Origin of the sequence: Chelatococcus composti (assembly GCF_014201415.1) — a bacterium.
Classification (GTDB): Bacteria; Pseudomonadota; Alphaproteobacteria; order Rhizobiales; family Beijerinckiaceae; genus Chelatococcus_A; species Chelatococcus_A composti.
Map to the genome: position 1 here is coordinate 465,038 of NZ_JACHEH010000002.1, position 18,808 is coordinate 483,845.

The 18,808-nt window shown below is 66.9% G+C and carries 22 protein-coding genes; 11 read left to right on the top strand and 11 right to left on the bottom strand.

What is annotated here, in order from left to right:
* Positions 1-39: 39 nt before the first annotated feature.
* A complete protein-coding gene (locus tag HNQ73_RS05435; RefSeq protein WP_183333015.1) occupies positions 40-2,004 on the top strand; it encodes a thioredoxin domain-containing protein in 1,965 nt (654 codons plus the stop codon).
* 67 nt (positions 2,005-2,071) lie between these two features.
* Here HNQ73_RS05435 and rho read toward each other — a convergent pair whose 3' ends face one another.
* The 3 genes from rho to hemE all read right to left on the bottom strand — a co-directional run bounded on the left by rho (position 2,072) and on the right by hemE (position 5,055).
* Positions 2,072-3,337, bottom strand: a complete 1,266-nt coding sequence (rho, locus tag HNQ73_RS05440) for a transcription termination factor Rho (protein WP_183333017.1) — start codon at positions 3,335-3,337, stop codon at positions 2,072-2,074.
* Positions 3,338-3,552: 215 nt separating this feature from the next.
* Entirely contained in the window at positions 3,553-3,981 is a 429-nt protein-coding gene (gene hemJ, locus HNQ73_RS05445) for a protoporphyrinogen oxidase HemJ (RefSeq protein ID WP_183333019.1), read from the bottom strand.
* A 33-nt stretch (positions 3,982-4,014) separates the two neighbouring features.
* On the bottom strand, positions 4,015-5,055 hold the full coding sequence (gene hemE, locus HNQ73_RS05450; RefSeq protein WP_183333021.1) for a uroporphyrinogen decarboxylase: 1,041 nt from the start codon (positions 5,053-5,055) through the stop codon (positions 4,015-4,017).
* A 444-nt stretch (positions 5,056-5,499) separates the two neighbouring features.
* On the opposite strand from hemE, the gene HNQ73_RS05455 reads away from it, so the two are divergent.
* Genes HNQ73_RS05455 through dnaQ form a run of 5 tightly spaced genes read left to right on the top strand, consistent with a single transcriptional unit; the run spans position 5,500 to position 9,172 of the window.
* Positions 5,500-6,330, top strand: coding sequence for a pyruvate, water dikinase regulatory protein (locus HNQ73_RS05455; RefSeq protein WP_183333023.1), 831 nt, complete (start codon positions 5,500-5,502; stop codon positions 6,328-6,330).
* Positions 6,331-6,346: 16 nt separating this feature from the next.
* On the top strand, positions 6,347-6,979 hold the full coding sequence (locus HNQ73_RS05460; RefSeq protein WP_183333025.1) for a Maf family protein: 633 nt from the start codon (positions 6,347-6,349) through the stop codon (positions 6,977-6,979).
* Positions 6,976-7,833 (top strand): shikimate dehydrogenase, encoded by an 858-nt coding sequence (locus tag HNQ73_RS05465; RefSeq protein ID WP_183333027.1) that lies wholly within the window; start codon positions 6,976-6,978, stop codon positions 7,831-7,833. The genes HNQ73_RS05460 and HNQ73_RS05465 overlap by 4 nt, the downstream gene beginning before the upstream one ends.
* Positions 7,830-8,453: a dephospho-CoA kinase gene (coaE, locus tag HNQ73_RS05470; protein WP_183333029.1), complete on the top strand. Its 624-nt coding sequence runs from the start codon at positions 7,830-7,832 to the stop codon at positions 8,451-8,453. Before HNQ73_RS05465 ends, coaE begins: the two co-directional genes overlap by 4 nt.
* The gene (gene dnaQ, locus HNQ73_RS05475; protein WP_183333031.1) at positions 8,447-9,172 is read left to right on the top strand and encodes a DNA polymerase III subunit epsilon; all 726 of its coding nucleotides are present in this window, start codon (positions 8,447-8,449) and stop codon (positions 9,170-9,172) included. Before coaE ends, dnaQ begins: the two co-directional genes overlap by 7 nt.
* 45 nt (positions 9,173-9,217) lie before the next feature.
* On the opposite strand, the gene secB is transcribed toward dnaQ, so the two are convergent.
* Positions 9,218-9,703: a protein-export chaperone SecB gene (secB, locus tag HNQ73_RS05480; protein ID WP_183333033.1), complete on the bottom strand. Its 486-nt coding sequence runs from the start codon at positions 9,701-9,703 to the stop codon at positions 9,218-9,220.
* Between the two features lie 338 nt (positions 9,704-10,041).
* On the opposite strand from secB, the gene HNQ73_RS05485 reads away from it, so the two are divergent.
* Genes HNQ73_RS05485 through HNQ73_RS05505 form a run of 5 tightly spaced genes read left to right on the top strand, consistent with a single transcriptional unit; the run spans position 10,042 to position 14,049 of the window.
* Positions 10,042-10,758, top strand: a complete 717-nt coding sequence (locus tag HNQ73_RS05485) for a Tim44/TimA family putative adaptor protein (protein WP_183333035.1) — start codon at positions 10,042-10,044, stop codon at positions 10,756-10,758.
* On the top strand, positions 10,755-12,020 hold the full coding sequence (gene mltA, locus HNQ73_RS05490) for a murein transglycosylase A (RefSeq protein WP_183333037.1): 1,266 nt from the start codon (positions 10,755-10,757) through the stop codon (positions 12,018-12,020). Before HNQ73_RS05485 ends, mltA begins: the two co-directional genes overlap by 4 nt.
* A complete protein-coding gene (locus HNQ73_RS05495) occupies positions 12,017-12,607 on the top strand; it encodes a Smr/MutS family protein (RefSeq protein WP_183333039.1) in 591 nt (196 codons plus the stop codon). The genes mltA and HNQ73_RS05495 overlap by 4 nt, the downstream gene beginning before the upstream one ends.
* On the top strand, positions 12,604-12,984 hold the full coding sequence (locus HNQ73_RS05500) for a helix-turn-helix domain-containing protein (protein WP_183333041.1): 381 nt from the start codon (positions 12,604-12,606) through the stop codon (positions 12,982-12,984). The genes HNQ73_RS05495 and HNQ73_RS05500 overlap by 4 nt, the downstream gene beginning before the upstream one ends.
* Positions 12,985-13,044: 60 nt before the next feature.
* Positions 13,045-14,049, top strand: a complete 1,005-nt coding sequence (locus HNQ73_RS05505; RefSeq protein WP_183333043.1) for an adenosine kinase — start codon at positions 13,045-13,047, stop codon at positions 14,047-14,049.
* A 99-nt stretch (positions 14,050-14,148) separates the two neighbouring features.
* Here the strand turns inward: HNQ73_RS05505 and coaA are convergent, their stop codons facing one another.
* The 7 genes from coaA to hisB are packed head-to-tail and all read right to left on the bottom strand — an operon-like array spanning position 14,149 to position 18,766.
* Positions 14,149-15,123 carry a type I pantothenate kinase gene (coaA, locus tag HNQ73_RS05510; protein ID WP_183333045.1) on the bottom strand — a complete coding sequence of 325 codons (975 nt, stop codon included), beginning with the start codon at positions 15,121-15,123 and terminating at the stop codon, positions 14,149-14,151.
* A gap of 32 nt (positions 15,124-15,155) precedes the next feature.
* Positions 15,156-15,491, bottom strand: a complete 336-nt coding sequence (locus tag HNQ73_RS05515; RefSeq protein ID WP_183333047.1) for a phosphoribosyl-ATP diphosphatase — start codon at positions 15,489-15,491, stop codon at positions 15,156-15,158.
* Between the two features lie 15 nt (positions 15,492-15,506).
* The gene (gene hisF / locus HNQ73_RS05520; protein WP_183333049.1) at positions 15,507-16,271 is read right to left on the bottom strand and encodes an imidazole glycerol phosphate synthase subunit HisF; all 765 of its coding nucleotides are present in this window, start codon (positions 16,269-16,271) and stop codon (positions 15,507-15,509) included.
* Entirely contained in the window at positions 16,271-17,026 is a 756-nt protein-coding gene (gene hisA / locus HNQ73_RS05525; protein ID WP_183333051.1) for a 1-(5-phosphoribosyl)-5-[(5-phosphoribosylamino)methylideneamino]imidazole-4-carboxamide isomerase, read from the bottom strand. The genes hisF and hisA overlap by 1 nt, the downstream gene beginning before the upstream one ends.
* Positions 17,014-17,676, bottom strand: coding sequence for an imidazole glycerol phosphate synthase subunit HisH (hisH, locus tag HNQ73_RS05530; RefSeq protein WP_183333053.1), 663 nt, complete (start codon positions 17,674-17,676; stop codon positions 17,014-17,016). Before hisH ends, hisA begins: the two co-directional genes overlap by 13 nt.
* Complete coding sequence (locus HNQ73_RS05535) at positions 17,673-18,170, bottom strand: DUF2628 domain-containing protein (RefSeq protein WP_183333055.1); 498 nt, start codon at positions 18,168-18,170, stop codon at positions 17,673-17,675. The genes hisH and HNQ73_RS05535 overlap by 4 nt, the downstream gene beginning before the upstream one ends.
* Positions 18,171-18,178: 8 nt before the next feature.
* Positions 18,179-18,766: an imidazoleglycerol-phosphate dehydratase HisB gene (gene hisB, locus HNQ73_RS05540; RefSeq protein ID WP_183333057.1), complete on the bottom strand. Its 588-nt coding sequence runs from the start codon at positions 18,764-18,766 to the stop codon at positions 18,179-18,181.
* Positions 18,767-18,808 lie beyond the last annotated feature (42 nt).

Here is an 18,808-nt window from a genome sequence, read left to right on the forward strand (position 1 = left end):
ACGCCCTCAATGATTGGGGCCCGGACAAGGGAGGACGCCATGAACCGCCTCGCCAAAGAGACCAGCCCCTATCTCCTCCAGCACAGGGAGAACCCTGTTGACTGGTGGCCCTGGGGAGAGGAGGCCCTCGCCGAAGCACGCCGCCAGAACAAGCCCATCCTCCTGTCAGTGGGGTACGCGGCCTGCCACTGGTGCCATGTGATGGCCCACGAGAGCTTCGAGGATCCCGCGACGGCAAGGGTGATGAACGAATTGTTCGTCAACATCAAGGTCGATCGGGAGGAGCGGCCGGACATCGACTTCATCTACATGTCCGTGCTCCAGACCCTGGGGGAACAGGGTGGCTGGCCGCTGACCATGTTCCTGACGCCCGACGCCGAGCCGTTCTGGGGCGGCACCTATTTCCCCCGGGAAAGTCGATTCGGCCGACCTGCCTTCGTCACCGTCCTGAAGGAAATTGCCCGCCTCTTCGCGGAGGAACCCGACCGCGTCGAGCACAACCGCCGCGCCATCGCAGCAGCTCTCGCCACCCGGCCCGAGACGGGCCCGAGCTTCGGCGAGGGCACACTGCTGCAGCTGACGGAAAGGCTCGCCCGCGCGATCGACCCGGTAAACGGCGGTCTCCCGGGCGCGCCGAAGTTTCCCAATCCGCCCCTTATCGAGCTGCTCTGGCGCCGGGCCGCCCGCAAGGATGACCTGCGGCCTTTCCTGCTGACGCTCGAACGCATGGCGCGCGGCGGCATCCACGACCATCTTGGCGGCGGCTTCGCCCGCTATGCCGTCGACGAGCGCTGGCTGGTGCCGCACTTCGAGAAGATGCTCTACGACAACGCGCAGCTTCTGGAGCTCTATGCCCTCGCAGCGCACGTATCGGCGGACCCGCTGTACACAGATGCGGCAGACGGAATCGTCGCCTGGCTCTCCCGCGAGATGGCATTGCCCGGAGGGGCCTTCGCTGCAAGCCTCGACGCCGACTCGGAAGGCGAGGAAGGGCGCTTCTACGTCTGGACTGCCGAAGAGATCGAAGACGTGCTGGAAGAGGACGCCGCTTTCTTCGCCGCGCACTATGATGTCTCTCCGTCCGGCAACTGGGAGGGCAAGGTCATCCTCAACCGCCTTGCCGCTCTTCCTGCGACGGCCGAGGAGGAACAGCGCCTCTTAGTCCTCCGCCAGAGGCTGCTCGCCCGAAGGGCGGAGCGCATCGCGCCGGGGCGGGACGACAAGGTTCTGGCGGACTGGAACGGTCTGACGATCGCCGCCCTCGCCCGCGCCGCGCTCCTTCTCCGCCGCCCGCAATGGATTTCCCTTGCGGACAGGGCCTATTGTTTCATTTCCGAATCGATGTGTCAGTCCGGCCAGTTCGGCCATTCCTGGCGAGACGGGCGGCTTGTATTTCCCGGGATGGCGAGCGACCAGACGGCCATGGCCCGTGCCGCCCTGGCCCTTTATGAGGCCACCGGGAAAAAGGCATACCTCGATGACGCTCGGGAATGGACGGACACGGCCGAAAGCCGCTACCTCACCGAGGACGGCATTCTCGCCATGGCCGACGGCGCCGCGAGAGACGTCATTCTGAGACCCAAGCCGACGCATGACGACGCCGTGCCCAACGCGAACGGCATGCATGCCGAAAACCTGCAGCGGCTTGCCGCCCTGTCGGGTGAGCCTGCCGACCAGATCAAGGCCGATCGCTTTCTCGACAACCTCCTGGCCCATGCGGGTCAGGCGCCGCTCGCCCACGCCACCGCGCTCAATGCGCTCGATTTCCGGCTTTCCGGCAGCGCCATCGCCGTCGTCGGCCCGGAAGGAGACAGCCTTCTTGCCACCGCCCGCGCCGTTCCGTATCCGAATCGAACGGTCGCAGACCTCACGCGGGATGGAATAGCCGGCCATCCGGACATTGCCCGAAGCGTTCCTCCCGGCTCCACGGCCGCCTTCGTCTGTCGCGGCAGTGCATGCTCCGCACCTGTCACTGAGCCGGACCGGCTGACTGACCTGCTCTAGGGCCTTACGGCAAGAAAAAGGGCGGGTCCGAACCCGCCCTTTTCGATCAGCCACCCCGGCTGGTGCGTCAGGTGTTCATCGACTCGAAGAAATCCGCGTTGGTCTTCGTCTGACGCAGCTTGTCGAGCAGGAACTCGATGGCGTCGACCGTGCCCATCGGATTGAGGATGCGGCGCAGGACGTACATCTTCTTGAGCACGTCCGGCGGAACCAGCAGCTCCTCCTTGCGGGTGCCGGAGCGGGTGATGTCGATGGCAGGGAAAACGCGCTTGTCCGAGACCTTGCGGTCCAGGATGATCTCCGAGTTACCCGTACCCTTGAACTCCTCGAAGATCACCTCGTCCATGCGGCTGCCAGTATCAATCAGCGCCGTGGCGATGATCGTGAGTGAACCGCCCTCCTCGATGTTGCGGGCGGCACCAAAGAAGCGCTTCGGCCGCTGCAGGGCGTTGGCGTCCACACCGCCGGTGAGCACCTTGCCCGAAGACGGGACGACCGTGTTGTAGGCTCGGCCGAGACGCGTGATCGAGTCGAGCAGGATGACGACGTCGCGCCCATGCTCGACGAGCCGCTTCGCCTTCTCGATTACCATCTCGGCCACCTGCACATGCCGGGCAGCCGGCTCGTCGAAGGTCGAGGAAATGACCTCGCCCTTCACAGAGCGTTGCATGTCGGTAACCTCCTCCGGACGCTCGTCGATGAGGAGGACGATCAGGTAGCACTCCGGGTGGTTTGTGGTGATCGACTTGGCGATGTTCTGCAGCAGCACCGTCTTGCCGGTGCGCGGCGGCGCGACGATGAGACCACGCTGGCCCTTGCCGATGGGCGCCACGATGTCGATGACGCGCGAGGAGAAGTCCTTCCGCGTCGGATCCTCGATCTCGAGCTTCAGGCGCTCGTCCGGATAGAGCGGCGTCAGGTTGTCAAAATGAACCTTGTGCCGGATCTTCTCCGGATCCTCGAAATTGATGCTGTTGACCTTGAGCAGGGCGAAATACCGCTCGCCTTCCTTGGGGCTGCGGATGGGGCCCTCGACGGTGTCACCCGTACGCAGGCCGAAACGACGGATCTGCGACGGCGAGACGTAGATGTCGTCCGGACCGGGCAGATAGTTGGAGTCGGACGAACGCAGGAATCCGAAGCCATCCTGCAGCACCTCGACGACACCTTCGCCGATGATTTCCGTATCGCTCGCCGCGAGCTGCTTGAGGATGGCAAACATGAGCTCCTGCTTGCGCATCGTGCTCGCGTTTTCGACCTGGAGCTCCTCGGCAAAAGCCAACAGTTCGGTCGGCGACTTCGACTTCAGATCCTGAAGTTTGATCTCCCGCATCGGGGACTCTCTGTTTGATGGTTATGGGTGCCGGAAAAGGCAGACAGGCAGGTGGGAAACTCAGGCTAGGGCGGCACATCCACGGCGGGGGCCACCTCTCAGGATCGCGCAGACCTTGCAGACGAGCTGCGACGACGCCAGCCTGATCGTTGGGAAGGCTTGATGCAAATAACGCCTTTTCCTCTCCCGCTCAACCCCCCGCCCGCGGAAATGGATCAGAAGGGCTTCAACACCACGAGAAGGACGATGCCGATCATCAGCACGGTCGGCACCTCGTTGAGGATGCGGTAGTAGCGGGCCGGGCGCGTGTTGCTATCGGCCGCAAACTCCTTCAGGCGCCGCACCAGAACCCCGTGGACGGCGGACAGGAGGATGACGAGCGCGAACTTGCCGTGGAACCAGCCCGCCCGGAACCAGCCGCCCTCGTAGGCGAGATAGAGCCCGGCCAGCCACGTCACGATCATCGCCGGGTTGATGATGGCCTTGAGCAGCCTGCGCTCCATGACCTTGAAGGTCTCCGAGGTCTCGGACCCCGGCGCGGCTCCCGTGTGGTAGACGAACAGCCGCGGCAGATAGAGCATGCCCGCCATCCACGAGATAACGGCGAGGATGTGCAGTGCCTTGATCCAGTCGTAGAGCGCCATTGTCCCGTCCTGCTCCTGCGCTTCCGTCCTCTCTCAAGCGCCCCTCAGCCGGCGCAGCATCTGCTCGACATGGGCGATCGGCGTCTCCGGCAGGATGCCGTGACCAAGGTTGAAGATGTGCGGCCGGCCGGAAAAGGCCTCAATGATCCGGTCCACAGCCTCGTCCAGCTGACGCCCACCGGCGACCAGCGCCAGCGGATCAAGGTTGCCCTGCACGCACACATGGGTCTGGACATGCTCCCGCGCCCAGGCCGGATCCACCGACCAGTCGAGACCGACCACATCGGCGATGCCGGCCTGTGCCAGCACCTCGAGCCGCTGGGCCGCACCGCGCGGAAAAACGAGGATCCGCGCATCCGGACGCCTCGCGCGCACGCCAGCCGCGATGCGGCTGATCGGCTCCAGCGACCAGCGGTCGAACAGCGCCGGCGGCAGGGCCCCGGCGAAGCTCTCGAAGATCTGGACGGCATCCGCTCCGGCATCGAGCTGCGCCACGAGATAGGAGACGGACGCATCCACCAGCCGCTCGATGAGCGCTGCAAAGAAGGCTTCATCCCTGTAGGCCAAGAGGCGGGCGGGCGCCTGATCGGGCGTGCTCTTGCCCGCGATCATGTAGCTCGCCACCGTCCACGGCGCACCGCAGAAACCGAGAAGCGCCGTCTCGACCGGCAGCGCGCTGCGCACCCGCTTCACCGTCTCAAGAACCGGCGCCAGGCGATCGAGATCAAGGGCCGGCGTCAGCGCTCCGAGCGCCGCACTGTCGGCAACAGGCCGCAACTTCGGCCCCTCCCCCTCGGCGAAGGTCACGCCCTGCCCAAGCGCGTGGGGAATGACGAGAATGTCGCTGAAGAGAATGGCCGCATCGAAGCCGAAGCGCCGTATCGGCTGCAACGTCACCTCGGTGGCGAGATCGGGATTGTAGCAGAGATCGAGGAAGGAACCTGCCTTTGCCCGAACCGCCCTGTATTCCGGCAAATAGCGACCTGCCTGCCGCATGAGCCAGACCGGAGGGCGCTCGCTCGGCTTGCCATCGATGACGTTGAGAAGCGGAGGCTTCGTCGTTGCAGGCTCCACTGTGCACCCTCTGCCGAGAAAGAAAGAATGATTGAAAGGAACTTTCCTGTTTTTCCTGTTGGGCAGCGGATTAGCGTGCCTCTCCAGGATCCACAATCCGTCCCCAGCATGCTCGTCCGCTGCCGATGGTCGCACGGCGAGCACCGGTTTTCGAGTGCGGTGCGGGAAGTTTAACGATTTCTTAACCTTTCCGATCCGTTAACGCACCGGCGATCAGCCCCGCTCCCTGATCCATCCCCACGGGCTGGATCAGTGGCGTGCGATCCTCCCACAGCGGCAGGCCTGTTGATCGTGTCGGCGACACGCGCCAGAGTGCCCCCCGCAGCGGTTACCCGGAAGCGGGCTTGTCCACATTCCTCGACTCCCGGTCCCCAGGGTTTGGCGGCAAACCCGCCGACAGAGGCAAACCGGGGCCGCCGTCGCTGCCTTGCCGGAGCTCGTGCCTTGGGACGCAACTTCTTCCATCTTCACCTCGTTTCGGACGCCACCGGCGAAACCCTGATCGCGGTCGCGCGTGCGGCGGCCGCGCAGTACGAAGGCGTCTCGGCCATCGAGCACATCTACCCGCTCGTCCGCTCGCGCGCGCAGCTGGAGAGGGTTATCGAGGAGATTGACGCCGCTCCCGGTGTCGTTCTCTACACGATGGTCGAATCCGAGTTCGCCGAGCGGCTGGAAGCGGCCTGTGCCGCCAGCGGCTGCCCGTGTCTGTCCGTGCTTTCGCCGGTGCTCAACCTGTTCCAGTCCTATCTCGGGGCGGCGCAGGCGGCCCGGCCCGGCGCCCAGCACGTCCTCAACAGCGAGTATTTCAAGCGCATCGACGCCATGAACTACACGCTGCTGCACGACGACGGGCAGATGGCGGACGACCTCGAGGAGGCCGACGTCGTGCTCGTCGGTGTCAGCCGCACCTCGAAGACACCAACCTCGATCTACCTTGCCAATCGCGGCATCAAGACCGCCAATATTCCTCTCGTGCCAGGCATTCCTCTTCCCGAGAGCCTGCTGAACGCGAAGAAGCCCCTTATCGTCGGCCTCGTCGCGAGTCCTGAGCGCATCGTGCAGATTCGTCAGAATCGCCTGCTCAGCCTCAATGCAGACGAGGACTCGCCCTATGTCGACCGGGACAGCGTGGCAGAGGAGATTGCCCAGTCGCGACGGCTCTTCGCCCGCCACCAATGGCCGATGATCGACGTGACCCGCCGGTCCATCGAGGAGACCGCTGCCGCGATCATCGACCTCTACAAGGTGCATCGCATGAAGTTTATCGCGATCTGATCCAAGGAAGGACGGCATGCAGGGCGATTCGGAAGCTCTCTGGCTCGATCCGCAACCGCTTGTTCTCGCGTCGACGAGTTCGATCCGCCGCCAGCTGCTCACCGCAGCTGGCCTTCCGCCGGAGATCGAGGCACCATCCATCGACGAGCGGAGGGTCGAGGCCGAGAAGCTGGAGGCTGGGGCAACGCCGGCCGACGCTGCCGTGCTCCTCGCCTGTGAGAAGGCGCTCGATGTCAGCCGCCGCCGGCCGGGCCGGCTCGTTGTCGGCGCCGACCAGACGCTCGCTCTTGCCGATGGCTCGCGCCTGTCGAAGCCGCGTGATACGGATGACGCCGCGCACCAGCTCGCCCGGCTCGCCGGTACCACCCACACGCTCTGCAGCGCCTGCGCCATCGCGCGGGATGGCGCAATCCTCTTTTCGGCCGCGGCCGAAGCGCGCCTCACCATGCGGCCGTTGTCGGAAGCCTTCATCCGGCGTTATCTGGCGCTTGCCGGTCGCGATGCGCTCGGCAGCGTTGGCGGCTATCAGCTCGAGGGGCTCGGCATCCACCTCTTCGAGCGGATAGACGGCGACCATTTCACCATCCTCGGCCTGCCGCTCATGCCCCTTCTTGAGGGGCTGCGCACGATTGGAGCTCTCGCGCGATGACCGATTCCGCCCGTTCCATCCCCAAGGCCTGCATCATTGGTCATCCCGTGGCGCACTCGCGCTCGCCGATGGTGCATGGTTTCTGGCTGCGGCAGCTCGGCCTTGCGGGGGATTACACGCGGGAGGATGTGCGGCCGGAAAATCTTGCGGTCTTCGTCAGCTCGCTGCGGGAGCGCGGCTATGTCGGCGCCAACGTCACGGTGCCGCACAAGGAGGCGGTGCTCGGTCTCGCCGACGTCGTCAGCGAGACGGCTCGGGCGATGGGCGCGGCCAACACGCTCTGGTTCGAGGATGGGGCGCTCCATGCCGACAATACGGATGTGACGGGTTTTCTCGCCAACCTCGACGAGCGCGCTCCGGGCTGGGACAGGCAGGGCCGAACGGCCACGGTGCTGGGCGCAGGCGGAGCCGCAAGGGCCGTGATCTACGGCCTGCTCGCGCGCGGCTTGTCGACTATCCATCTCGTCAATCGCAGCGAGGCGCGCAGCCGTGCCCTCGAGGCGGCGTTTGGCCGGGCCGTGAAACCGCGTGGCTGGGACGGGGTCGGCGCGGCCCTCAAGGAAACGGACATCCTCGTGAACACGACCTCGCTCGGCATGTCCGGCCAGCCGCCGCTCGTCATTGACCTCTCACCGTTGCCGGAAACGGCCCTCGTGCACGACATCGTCTATACGCCGCTGACGACGGGCCTTCTTGCCGCTGCCAAGGCGCGCGGCCTGGCAACTGTCGACGGGCTCGGCATGCTGCTGCATCAGGCCGTGCCGGGCTTCGCCCGGTGGTTCGGCCGCACGCCCGCCGTGACGGAGGAGCTGCGGTCCATCATCGTCCAGGACATCGAACGGGCAGTGGCGTGACGTTCGTTCTTGGCCTGACCGGATCGATCGGCATGGGCAAGTCGACGACGGCTGCCATGTTCCGTCGGCTTGGCGTGCCCGTCCACGATGCCGATGCCGCCGTGCATCGCCTCTACCGTCATGAAGCCGTCGCGGCCGTGGAAGCGGCCTTTCCCGGCACCACCGGCGAGAATGGCGTGGACCGGCAGAAGCTGGCTGCAGCCGTGCTCGGCAAGCCGGAGGCGCTGCGACGGCTGGAGGCCATCGTTCACCCCCTGGTCCGCCGGGAGGAGGAGCGGTTTCTTGTGTCCTGCCGGCAGGCGGGAATCCCGCTTGCGGTGCTCGACATCCCTCTGCTTTTCGAGACGGGCGGGGAACGGCGCTGTGACGCGGTGCTCGTCGTCACGGCCGATCCGGCCATCCAGAAGGCCCGGGTGATGGCTCGCCCGGGCATGACTGAGGAGCGCTTCGCCCTGATTCACGTGAAACAGATGCCGGATGCCGAGAAGCGGCGCCGGGCGCATTTTCTGGTGGATACCGGCCGTGGCTTTGCTGCCGCGGAGGTGCAGGTCGCGTCTATCGTAAGGGCGCTCGCCGGGCGTCCCGGTCGCGCCCTGTCGCAGGAAGGAACGACATGCTGAGGGAGATTGTCCTCGATACGGAAACGACCGGCGTCGATGCCCTCAAGGGCGACCGCATCGTCGAGATCGGCTGCGTCGAGCTGCTGAACCACATTCCGACGGGCCGCCACTATCACGTCTACATCAATCCCCAGAGGCCGGTGTCGCGCGGCGCCTTCGAGGTGCATGGCCTGTCTGACGAGTTCCTGGCAGACAAGCCCACCTTCGAGGAAATCGCGCAGGAGTTCTATGCCTTCATTGCCGACGCCAAGCTCGTGATCCACAATGCGGCGTTCGACATCGGCTTCATTGACATGGAGCTCAGCCGCGTCGGCCTGCCGCGCGTGCCGCCGGAGAACGTCATTGACACGCTCTCCATGGCCCGGCGCAAGCATCCAGGCGCCTCGAACACCCTTGATGCCCTATGCGCCCGCTATGGCATCGACAATTCGCGGCGCACCAAGCACGGCGCCCTGCTCGACGCCGAGATCCTGGCAGAGGTCTATATCGAGCTGATCGGTGGCAAGCAGGCCGACCTCGGCTTCGGCGTCACGGAGACCGTCCCGACTCTCGCGGTCTCCACGCAGGCTGCCAGTCGGCGCGTCGGGGAAGCGCTTCAGCGACCCGTCGCCCTTCCGCCGGCGATCACCGATGCCGAAAGGGCGGCCCATGCTGCCTTCATTGCCGAGTTTGGCGAGAACGCGCTGTGGCGAGAGTATATCCGCCCGGATGCGGAATAGGGAACGCGACGGCGGCGCGCGGGTTGAGCGCGCCGCCTGCTTTCGTCAGGATACCGTCTGCTGCTGGGCAGACTGCAGCTCCGTGAGCTTCTGACGATAGAGCGCGGCAAAATCGATCGGGTCGATGAACAGGGGCGGGAAGCCGCCGTTGCGCACGGCGTCGGCCACGATCTGCCGGGCAAAGGGGAAGAGCAGCCGCGGGCACTCGATCATGACGACCGGGTGGAGCTGGTCCTTCGGAATGTTGCGCACGCGGAAGACGCCGCCATAGGTCAGGTCGAAGACGAACAGCACGTCCTGGCCGATCTGGGCCTTGCCCTCGAGCTTCAGCGTCACCTCGAAATCCGTCTCGGAGAGCTGGTTGGCGCCGACATTGACCTGGATGGAGATCTCCGGGCTCTGCGGCTGGGGCGCGAGCGAGCGCGGAGCGTTCGGATTCTCGAAGGAGAGATCCTTGATGAACTGTGCAAGGGCGTTCAGCGACGGCATCGTGTCAGCGTTCGCCGCGCCGTTCGTGGGGGTATCGGTCATGTCGAAAGTCCTCCGGGAGGAATGATCGTTGTCTCGGGGTCGTGATCGGTTCACAGTAGCCGGGCCCTCCGTGGACCCGCCCGAAGGGACGACCCCGGCGGACAGAACCGGATGCTCGCACTCTGCGTCAGGACGACCGTTTTGTTGAGCCTGTGCGGGCTAGCACGGAAGCCCATGGCAAACAAGGCAACTCACGCTGGCGGTCGCGGACTTGTCCGCACGCGGGGTGGATGTTAGGAGCGCTCGCCCCCATATGCGAAGGTGATTATCATTTTCGCACGGACGCTGGACGAACGGGTAGGCGAGGCTTGCCCAGGGCTTGAAACGACAGAGAGGCCATGCAGGACACTTTCGACATCACGACGATTGTCTTTCTCGCCCTGGCCGTATTCGTCATCTGGCGGCTGCGTTCCGTCCTCGGCCAGCGAACCGGCAACGAGCGTCCGCCGCACGACCCCTTCGCTCGCCGCGAACAGGCGAAGCCGACCGGGGAGGATAACGTGGTGCGCCTTCCCGGCGCGGCCAACGACCGCGGGGGCGTGACCGAGGTCGGCGCCCAGACGCGGCCGGATCGCTGGGCCGGCGTGGCGGAAGAGGGCTCGGCCACCGCGCGCGGTTTCGATGCTATTGCCGCTGTCGAACCGCAGTTCGATGCCCGCAAGTTCCTGGAAGGTGCGCGCCTCGCCTACGAAATGATCGTCACCAGCTTCGCCGCCGGCGATCGCAAGACGCTCAAGGGGCTGCTGTCTCGCGACGTCTATGAGGGGTTCGAGAAGGCCATTGCCGACCGCGAGACGCGTGGCGAGAAGGTGGAGACCACTTTCGTCTCCATCGACGATGCCAAGGTCGAGCAGGTGGAGGTGCGCGGCAAGGCGGCCCAGATCACGGTGCGCTTCCTGTCGAAGCTCATCACGGCCACGCGCGACAAGGACGGCAAGGTTATCGACGGCGACCCCGAAACCGTGGCCGACGTCGTCGATGTCTGGACCTTCTCGCGCACTCTCGGCGCGCGTGACCCCAACTGGCTGCTTGTCGCAACTGAATCGGGGCAATGAGCCCTGGTCGCCAGTCAGCGAACCGTGTCCTTGCCTCTGGGGTACGCACCGTATCCCGGCTCGTCGTGGCTGCCGGACGGTTGCTGCCCGTCCTTGCCGCCGTCGCTGCCCCGGCAGGAGGCGCCGTCGCCGGGCCGAACGTGCTCGGTTCCGCGCGCCTCATCGAACGCTCCTATGCCGATCTGACCGGCTGGCGAACCGACCGGCAGGCACTGGCGTTTGCCGCCTTTCGTCGCTCGTGCGACGTCCTGGCAGAGACCGCCGCCTGGCAGGCGACGGGATTTCCGGTCGACGCCCTCGCACCGGCCTGTGCGGCGGCGCTGCGTCTGCCTGCCGCACCGGACGACGCCGAGGCACGGGCCTTCTTCGAAGCCCATTTCGTTCCCTACCGGGTCGAGCCGCGGGGCGGAGAGGGCTTCCTTACCGGCTATTTCGAGCCGGAAGTGCAGGGCTCGCTGCAACCCACCGAGCGCTTCTCGACGCCGCTTCTGGCTCTTCCCGACGATCTTGTGCCGCTCGATGAGCGCGCTGTCCCGGCGCATCTTGCCGGCCTTACGGCCGCTCGCCGCACGCCGGATGGACTCGTCCCCTATCACGACCGCGCCGCGATCGAGGACGGTGCCCTCGGCGTGCGGGCGCGCCCGCTCGTCTATCTCGACTGGGTCGACGCTTTCTTCATCCACGTTCAGGGTTCGGCGCGGGTGCGGATCGGCCCCGGCCCGAAGGACGTGGTGCGCGTCGCCTACGCCGGGCGCAACGGCCATCCCTATTCGTCGCTGGGCAAGCTCGTCGTGGCGGAAACGGGCATTCCGCCGGAGCAAATGACGGCGCCGGCGCTCGTTGCCTGGCTGAGGGCCAACCCGGAGGCCGGCCGCCGGCTGATGCGCGAGAACCGTTCCTACATTTTCTTTCGCCGGGCGGACGAACTTGATCCTGCCGCCGGGCCGCTCGGCGCAGGCATGACGCAGCTTGTTCCCGGCCGCAGCCTCGCCGTTGACCGTACGCTCTGGCCCTACGGCCTGCCGGTCTGGCTGGAAGCCGAGCTTCCGGAGCCAGACAGCGAGACGCTGCGGCCGATGCGTCGCCTGTTCATCGCGCAGGATACGGGCGCCGCGATCCGGGGGCCGGCGCGGGCCGATATCTTCTTCGGCAGCGGGGCGGCGGCGGGCAAGGCGGCCGGCGTCGTGCGCCACGCTCCCTCCGCTTTCGTCGTGCTGCTGCCGAAGGACAGCCTTCCCCTCGAGGGAGGGGCGCGGCCATGAGCAGTCGCCGTCGGCGTGAGCTCAACGAGGCCGAACTGTCCCTCTGGCAGCATGTGCTGCGGGACGTGAAGCCCCTGCCCGGCCGCTCCCTACCTGTGGCCGAGCCGCCGAAACCGCCGCCCCCGCCGCCGGCGGAGGCGGCGACAGCAACGATGGCACTGCGCACTGGAGAGACAGGGCCCGGCGGCCGCGGTCTCAAGGCCAAGACGCTGCCGCTCGCCCCGCTGGAGCGACGCCTGCGCCAGGCGCTCAACCGCGGCACCCGTACCGTGGATGCGAAGATCGACCTGCACGGCCTGCGCCAGAGCGAGGCGCATGCGGCGCTTCGGGCCTTCCTGCTGCGCGAGCAGGCCCGAGGCAGCCAGCTCGTCATCGTCGTCACCGGCAAGGGCGGCGGCGGAGCGCAGCCGCCAGACCTTTTCGGCGGTGAGCGCGGCGTGCTGCGACGTCTCGTGCCACAGTGGCTGTCCCTGCCCGACCTGCGCTTTGTCGTGCTGGGATTCGAGGAGGCGGGCCGCGCCCACGGTGGCGCTGGCGCCCTCTATGTCCGCCTGCGACGGCGCAAGACCCCGGGAGGCATGCCATGACCCCCTTTGGCGAGCGCGTGCGGGCCATGAGGGCAGAGCGGGGGGTGACGCTCAAGCAGATGGCCGAGGCGCTTGGCGTCTCCAGCGCCTATCTCTCGGCACTCGAGCACGGCAAGCGGGGCCGGCCGAGCTGGCCGCTGCTGCAGGCCATCATCCAGTATTTCAACGTGATCTGGGACGAGGCGGACGAGTTGCAGCGGCTCGCCGAGCTCTCGGCACCGCGCTGCGTCATCGACACCACCGGTCTGTCGCCTCGTGCCACGGCTGTCGCCAACCGGCTGGCTGGCGAGATCGCGCACCTGAACGAGGAGGAGATCGGCGCCATTGACGCCGTTCTCGATGCGGCCCGCAGGCGCAGGTCAGGTCCGGCGGCTTGACCGCCCGTCGTCGAGAAGGCAAAGCGGAGCCCGGTTCCCGGCTCTTTCCGAAAGTCTCCCATGTCCAAACATCGCTACGACGTGCTCGGTATCGGCAATGCCATCGTCGACATCATCGCCCATACGGACGAGGCCTTCCTCATCAGCCAGAATGTGCAAAAAGGCGCGATGATCCTGGTCGACGAGCCGCGGGCGGAGGCTCTCTACCAGGCCATGGGCCCGGCGGTGATCGTCTCGGGCGGCTGCGCGGCGAACACGGTAGCCGGGCTCGCCTCCTTCGGCGGGCGCGGCGCCTTCATCGGCAAGGTCAGGACCGACGAGCTCGGCGGGCGCTTCACGCACGACATCCGGGCGCTCGGCATCCACTTCCCGACGGCGCCGGCCGTCGACGGCCCGGCCACGGCGCGCAGCATGATCCTGGTGACGCCGGACGGCGAGCGTACAATGAACACCTATCTCGGCGCCTGCCAGAACCTCACGCCGGCCGACATCGAGCGCGAGACGGTGGAAGCCTCGGGCATTGTCTATCTCGAGGGCTATCTGTGGGATCCGCCAGCCGCCAAGGAAGCCTTCGTCAAGGCGGCCGACATCGCCCACGCCGCCGAAGGCCGCGTCGCCATCACGCTGTCCGATTCCTTCTGTGTCGACCGCTATCGCGACGAGTTCCTGGGCCTGATCCGCAACGGGAAGGTCGACATCGTCTTCGCCAACGAGCACGAGCTGAAGAGCCTCTACCAGACCGCCGATTTCGACACGGCGGTCGCCGCCTTCCGGCGCGAGGGCACGCTCGGCATCGTCACGCGCTCGGAAAAGGGCTGCCTCGTTGTCGAGCGGGAAGAGACGGCGGCGGTGCCGGCTTTCCCTGTCGACAGGGTGGTCGACACGACCGGCGCCGGAGATCTGTTCGCCGCAGGCTTCCTCTTCGGTCTCGCCCGTGCCTACGATTACCGTACCTGCGCCCGTCTCGGCGCGCTCGCCGCGGCTGAGGTCATCCAGCATCTCGGCGCCCGTCCGCAGCGCAGCCTGAAGGACATGGCGATCGAGAACGGCCTGCTGGTGGACTGAGCCCCGTCCTACAGGCGCCGGCGGAGCTGGTGGCGGCGGGATGGCCGGCAAACGGGCTGATTCACGTGAAACGGAAGGCCGGGCGCATCCGCCCGGCTGCTAGAGCCGCCTCAGCGCCACTTCCTCGATGCGGTGATCCTCGCCCTTGCGCAGGATGAGACTGGAGCGCTGGCGCGTCGGCACGATGTTCTCGCGCAGGTTGACGAGGTTGATCCGCGTCCACAACCGTTCGGCGGTGGCCAGTGCCTCCTCCTCGCTTACGTCCGCATACTTGCGGAAGTAGGATTTCGGATCGCGGAAGGCGGTCTCGCGCAGGCGCATGAACCGCCGCACGTACCACTTGTGCAGCAGCTCCTCGTCCGCATCGACATAGATCGAGAAGTCGAAATAGTCCGAGACGAATGGAATGGCCTTGCCGTCGCGCGGCAGGCGGGCCGGCTGCAGCACGTTGAGCCCCTCGACGATGAGGATGTCCGGCCGGTCGATGATCACCCGCTCGCCGGGCACCACGTCATAGATGAGATGCGAATAGACCGGCGCCGAGACATTGCGCTTGCCGGCCTTGATGTCGGCGAGAAAGCGCAGCAGCGCCTGGGTGTCGTAGCTCTCGGGAAAGCCCTTGCGCTCCATGAGGTTGAGGCGCGTGAGCTCGGCGTTGGGCAGGAGGAAGCCGTCGGTCGTCACGAGGTCGACCTTGGGCGTGTTCGGCCAGCGGGCGAGAAGGGCCTGCAGCACGCGCGCCGTTGTCGACTTGCCGGCCGCGACCGAGCCGGCGATGCCGATGATATAGGGCACCTTCGCTTCCTCCTCGGCCAGGAGGAAGCGCTGGGTCGCGCGAAAAAGCCCTTGAGTTGCAGCCACATAGAGCGATAGCAAGCGCGACAGGGGCAGGTAGATGGCAGCGACCTCGGCCAGCGAGATCGGATCGTTGAGCGATTGCAGGCGCACCACCTCCTCGGCGGTGAGCGTCAACGGCGTGTCGGCGCGCAGCCTTGCCCATTCCTCGCGCGTGAAGACGCGGTAGGGCGAGAGGTTGTCTTCCAGCGGCGCAAGGCCAGCCACGGGCTTGTCCATGTGCGTCTCCCGTCCGGCAAGGCCGGCGGTCCCTACTTCTGCCGGGACGCCTTCTCCGCAAGGCCCGATTGTGCGGTGCGGCGCGCCAGTTCCTGCAGCACATCCTGCAACGGCACGCCGCCGGCATGAAGTACGACCATCAGATGATAGAGCAGGTCGGCAGCCTCCGCGACGAGCTGCTTCCTGTCGCCCTCGATGGCGGCGATCACGGTCTCGACCGCTTCCTCGCCCAGCTTCTTGGCCGCCCGTCCCTGTCCCTCGCTGACAAGCCTGGCGGTATAGGATTCGTCCGGGCTCGCCTTGGCACGCTCGGCCACGATGCGGGCGAGGTCGTCGAGGGAGAAGGCGCTTGGAACAGTGCCGCTCATGGCGGGCCCTCCGGCTCAGGTGTCGAGGCGCATGGGCAGGCCGGCTGCGGCCATGTGGCGCTTGGCCTCGCCGACGCTGTGCTGGCCGAAATGGAAGATGGAGGCCGCAAGCACCGCGCTCGCATGGCCCTCGCGCACGCCCGCCACGAGGTCGTCCAGGGTGCCGACTCCGCCCGAGGCGATGACGGGCACGGGCACAGCGTCCGCAATGGCGCGCATCAGGGCGAGATCATAGCCCGAGCGCGTGCCGTCCTTGTCCATGGAGGTGACGAGCAGTTCGCCGGCGCCGAGCGAAACGACCTCGCGTGCATAGGCGACGGCGTCGATGCCGGTGGCATTGCGTCCGCCGTGGGTGAAGATCTCCCAGCGGCCGGGACCCGTGCTCTTGGCGTCGATGGCGACGACAATGCACTGGTCGCCGAACTTCTCCGCCGCTTCCTTCACGAAGCTGCGATTCTTCACCGCGGCCGTGTTGATCGACACCTTGTCGGCGCCGGCGAGCAGCAGGGCGCGGATGTCGTCCACGGTGCGCACGCCGCCGCCGACGGTGAGCGGCATGAAGCAGGCTTCCGCCGTCCGCTGCACCACGTCGAGAAGGATGCCGCGGTTCTCGTGGCTCGCCGTGATGTCGAGGAAGCACAGCTCGTCCGCGCCTGCCGCGTCGTAGGCGATGGCGCATTCCACAGGGTCGCCCGCGTCGCGCAGGTCCAGGAACTTCACGCCCTTGACGACGCGACCGTCCTTGACATCGAGGCAGGGGATGACGCGGATCTTGAGCATCAAACCGCTCCGGATGCACGGGCCGCGCGGATCAGCGCCTGGGCCTCGGCCGGATCGAGCCGCCCGTCGTAGAGGGCCCGCCCGCTGATGGCGCCGGCGATCTTCGCACAATCGGGCGCGAGCAGCCGCCGCACGTCCTCGATCGAGGCAAGCCCGCCCGAGGCGATCACGGGGATCGACACCGCCTCGGCGAGCCGCAGCGTCGCCTCGATGTTGAGCCCGGTGAGGATGCCGTCGCGCGCGATGTCCGTGTAGATAATGGCGGCAACGCCAGCATCCTCGAAGCGGCGGCCGAGCTCCTCCGCCGTCATTTCCGAGGTCTGTGCCCAGCCTTCCATCGCCACGCGCCCGTCACGCGCGTCGATGCCCACGGCGACCGCACCGGGATGACGCCGGGCCGCCTCGCGCACGAAGTCGGGATCCCGCACGGCAGCCGTGCCGATGATGACGCGGCGGACACCCTTCTCGAGCCAGGCTTCCACGGTGCGCAGGTCGCGGATGCCGCCGCCGAGCTGCACCGGCAGCGAGACACGCGCGAGGATGGCGTCGACCGCCGCGGCGTTCATCGGCCGGCCGGCGAAGGCGCCGTCGAGGTCGACCACATGCAGCCACTCGAAGCCCTGCTCCGCAAAACGCGCTGCCTGGTCGGCAGGGTCGTCGTTGAAGACGGTGGCCTTGTCCATGTCGCCCTGGACGAGGCGCACGCACCGGCCTTCCTTGAGATCAATAGCGGGAAACAGGATCACGGACGCCAACCGATGAAGTTCTGGATGAGGGCGAGACCGAGCTTCTGGCTCTTCTCCGGGTGAAACTGCGTGCCGGCGATATTGTCGCGAGCGACGATGGCCGTCACCGGGCCGCCATAGTCGGTCACCGCGACGAGATCGTCCGTGTTCGTCGGCGACAGCGCGTAGGAATGGACGAAATAGGCGTGCCAGCCGTCCGGTCCCGTCGGGATGCCGGAAAGAAGCGGATGGGCACGCCGCACCTCGAGCGTGTTCCAGCCCATGTGCGGGATCTTGAGCGAGGGATCGGTCGGCGCAATCGGCGCGACATCACCGCCGATCCAGTTGAGCCCGTCGGTCGTCTCGTATTCGAGGCCGCGCGTGGCGAGAAGCTGCATGCCGACGCAGATGCCGAGGAAAGGGCGGCCGCGGCCGCGCACCGTCTCCTCGAGCGCCTCGACCATGCCGGGCACGGCATCGAGTCCGCGGCGGCAGTCGGCAAAGGCGCCGACGCCGGGCAGCACGATGCGCTCGGCCCGGCGGACCCGCTCGGGGTCGTCGGTGACGATCACGCTCGCGTCACTGCCGGCTTCCCGGGCGGCGCGCTCGAAGGCCTTATGCGCCGAATGCAGGTTGCCGGAGCCATAGTCGATGATGGCGATGGTCGGCGCCACGCTCATGGCCTGCGCTCCGTCTCGGGAAAGAGGCCGATGACCGGCACCTCGCGTGCCGGGAACGGCATGGCCGCGGGTACAGCGAGGGGACTGCGTGGTGCCGGCGTCGGCGTCTCCCGCGACAGCCAGCGGGCGAAGGCACGCGCCTCCGCGCTCTCGAGACTGTCGGCAACGACCGCATCGACCATGGAGAAGCCGCGACGCTCCAGCGCCCGGCGCCGGAAGCCGTTGGCCTCGAGCGCGAGAAGCAGCACGAACAGGAGGCCGAGCAGCATGGTTGCCCCCGGCGAGAGGTTGAAGACGCGCTCCGCGAGGGTGACGAAGACCATGGCCGAAAAGGCGGTGAGGGCGCCGAGCCACAGCCGGTTCCAAAGGAACCAGAGAAGCGGGAAGACGAGCGTCCACCAGGCGATGCCGTCCTTGACGACGACCGCCTCCTCGAGCGCGCGGGCATCGCCCGGTTTCGCGCCCGCCGGCACGTGTAATGTATAGACCGCCATGGCGTCCTCTACAGGGATCCCTTGGTCGAGGGCACACGGCCCTCCTCGCGCGGATCGACCGCCACCGCCCGGCGCAGCGCGCGGGCGAGGCCCTTGAAGCAGCTCTCGGCGATATGGTGCTGATTCTCGCCGTAGAGCGTCTCCACGTGCAGCGTGATGCCGGCGTTCATGGCGAAGGCCTGGAACCACTCCCGCACCAGCTCCGTGTCGAAGGTGCCGATCTTGTCGCGGGCGAAGGTGGTGCGGAAGACGAGGAACGGCCGGCCCGAGATATCGAGCGCGACGCGCGTCAGCGTCTCGTCCATGGGCAGGTGGACGTCCGCATAGCGCGCGATGCCGCGCTTGTCGCCGAGGGCCTGCGCGAAGGCCTGGCCGAGGGCGATGGCGCTGTCCTCCACCGTGTGGTGGTCGTCGACATGCGTGTCGCCCTTGACGGAGATGGAGAGGTCGAAGAGCGCATGGCGCGCGAGCAGGTCGAGCATGTGGTCCAGAAAGCCGACCCCGGTCGCGATCTCGGCCTTGCCCGTGCCGTCGAGGGCAAGTTTCACCGAAACGTCCGTCTCGCTCGTGCGGCGCGATACGCTGGCGGTGCGCATGTGAATACTCATCTCCATCAGAGCCGCTGGCGCGGCGCACGC

Excerpts from the sequence above, each read along its gene's own strand:
- HNQ73_RS05435 (WP_183333015.1), top strand. The coding sequence starts at position 40 with ATGAACCGCCTCGCCAAAGAGACCAGCCCCTATCTCCTCCAGCACAGG.
- rho (WP_183333017.1), bottom strand. The coding sequence starts at position 3,337 with ATGCGGGAGATCAAACTTCAGGATCTGAAGTCGAAGTCGCCGACCGAA.
- hemJ (WP_183333019.1), bottom strand. The coding sequence starts at position 3,981 with ATGGCGCTCTACGACTGGATCAAGGCACTGCACATCCTCGCCGTTATC.
- HNQ73_RS05460 (WP_183333025.1), top strand. The coding sequence starts at position 6,347 with ATGCAGGGCGATTCGGAAGCTCTCTGGCTCGATCCGCAACCGCTTGTT.
- HNQ73_RS05465 (WP_183333027.1), top strand. The coding sequence starts at position 6,976 with ATGACCGATTCCGCCCGTTCCATCCCCAAGGCCTGCATCATTGGTCAT.
- dnaQ (WP_183333031.1), top strand. The coding sequence starts at position 8,447 with ATGCTGAGGGAGATTGTCCTCGATACGGAAACGACCGGCGTCGATGCC.
- secB (WP_183333033.1), bottom strand. The coding sequence starts at position 9,703 with ATGACCGATACCCCCACGAACGGCGCGGCGAACGCTGACACGATGCCG.
- HNQ73_RS05485 (WP_183333035.1), top strand. The coding sequence starts at position 10,042 with ATGCAGGACACTTTCGACATCACGACGATTGTCTTTCTCGCCCTGGCC.
- mltA (WP_183333037.1), top strand. The coding sequence starts at position 10,755 with ATGAGCCCTGGTCGCCAGTCAGCGAACCGTGTCCTTGCCTCTGGGGTA.
- HNQ73_RS05495 (WP_183333039.1), top strand. The coding sequence starts at position 12,017 with ATGAGCAGTCGCCGTCGGCGTGAGCTCAACGAGGCCGAACTGTCCCTC.
- HNQ73_RS05500 (WP_183333041.1), top strand. The coding sequence starts at position 12,604 with ATGACCCCCTTTGGCGAGCGCGTGCGGGCCATGAGGGCAGAGCGGGGG.
- HNQ73_RS05505 (WP_183333043.1), top strand. The coding sequence starts at position 13,045 with ATGTCCAAACATCGCTACGACGTGCTCGGTATCGGCAATGCCATCGTC.
- coaA (WP_183333045.1), bottom strand. The coding sequence starts at position 15,123 with ATGGACAAGCCCGTGGCTGGCCTTGCGCCGCTGGAAGACAACCTCTCG.
- HNQ73_RS05515 (WP_183333047.1), bottom strand. The coding sequence starts at position 15,491 with ATGAGCGGCACTGTTCCAAGCGCCTTCTCCCTCGACGACCTCGCCCGC.
- hisF (WP_183333049.1), bottom strand. The coding sequence starts at position 16,271 with ATGCTCAAGATCCGCGTCATCCCCTGCCTCGATGTCAAGGACGGTCGC.
- hisH (WP_183333053.1), bottom strand. The coding sequence starts at position 17,676 with ATGAGCGTGGCGCCGACCATCGCCATCATCGACTATGGCTCCGGCAAC.
- HNQ73_RS05535 (WP_183333055.1), bottom strand. The coding sequence starts at position 18,170 with ATGGCGGTCTATACATTACACGTGCCGGCGGGCGCGAAACCGGGCGAT.
- hisB (WP_183333057.1), bottom strand. The coding sequence starts at position 18,766 with ATGCGCACCGCCAGCGTATCGCGCCGCACGAGCGAGACGGACGTTTCG.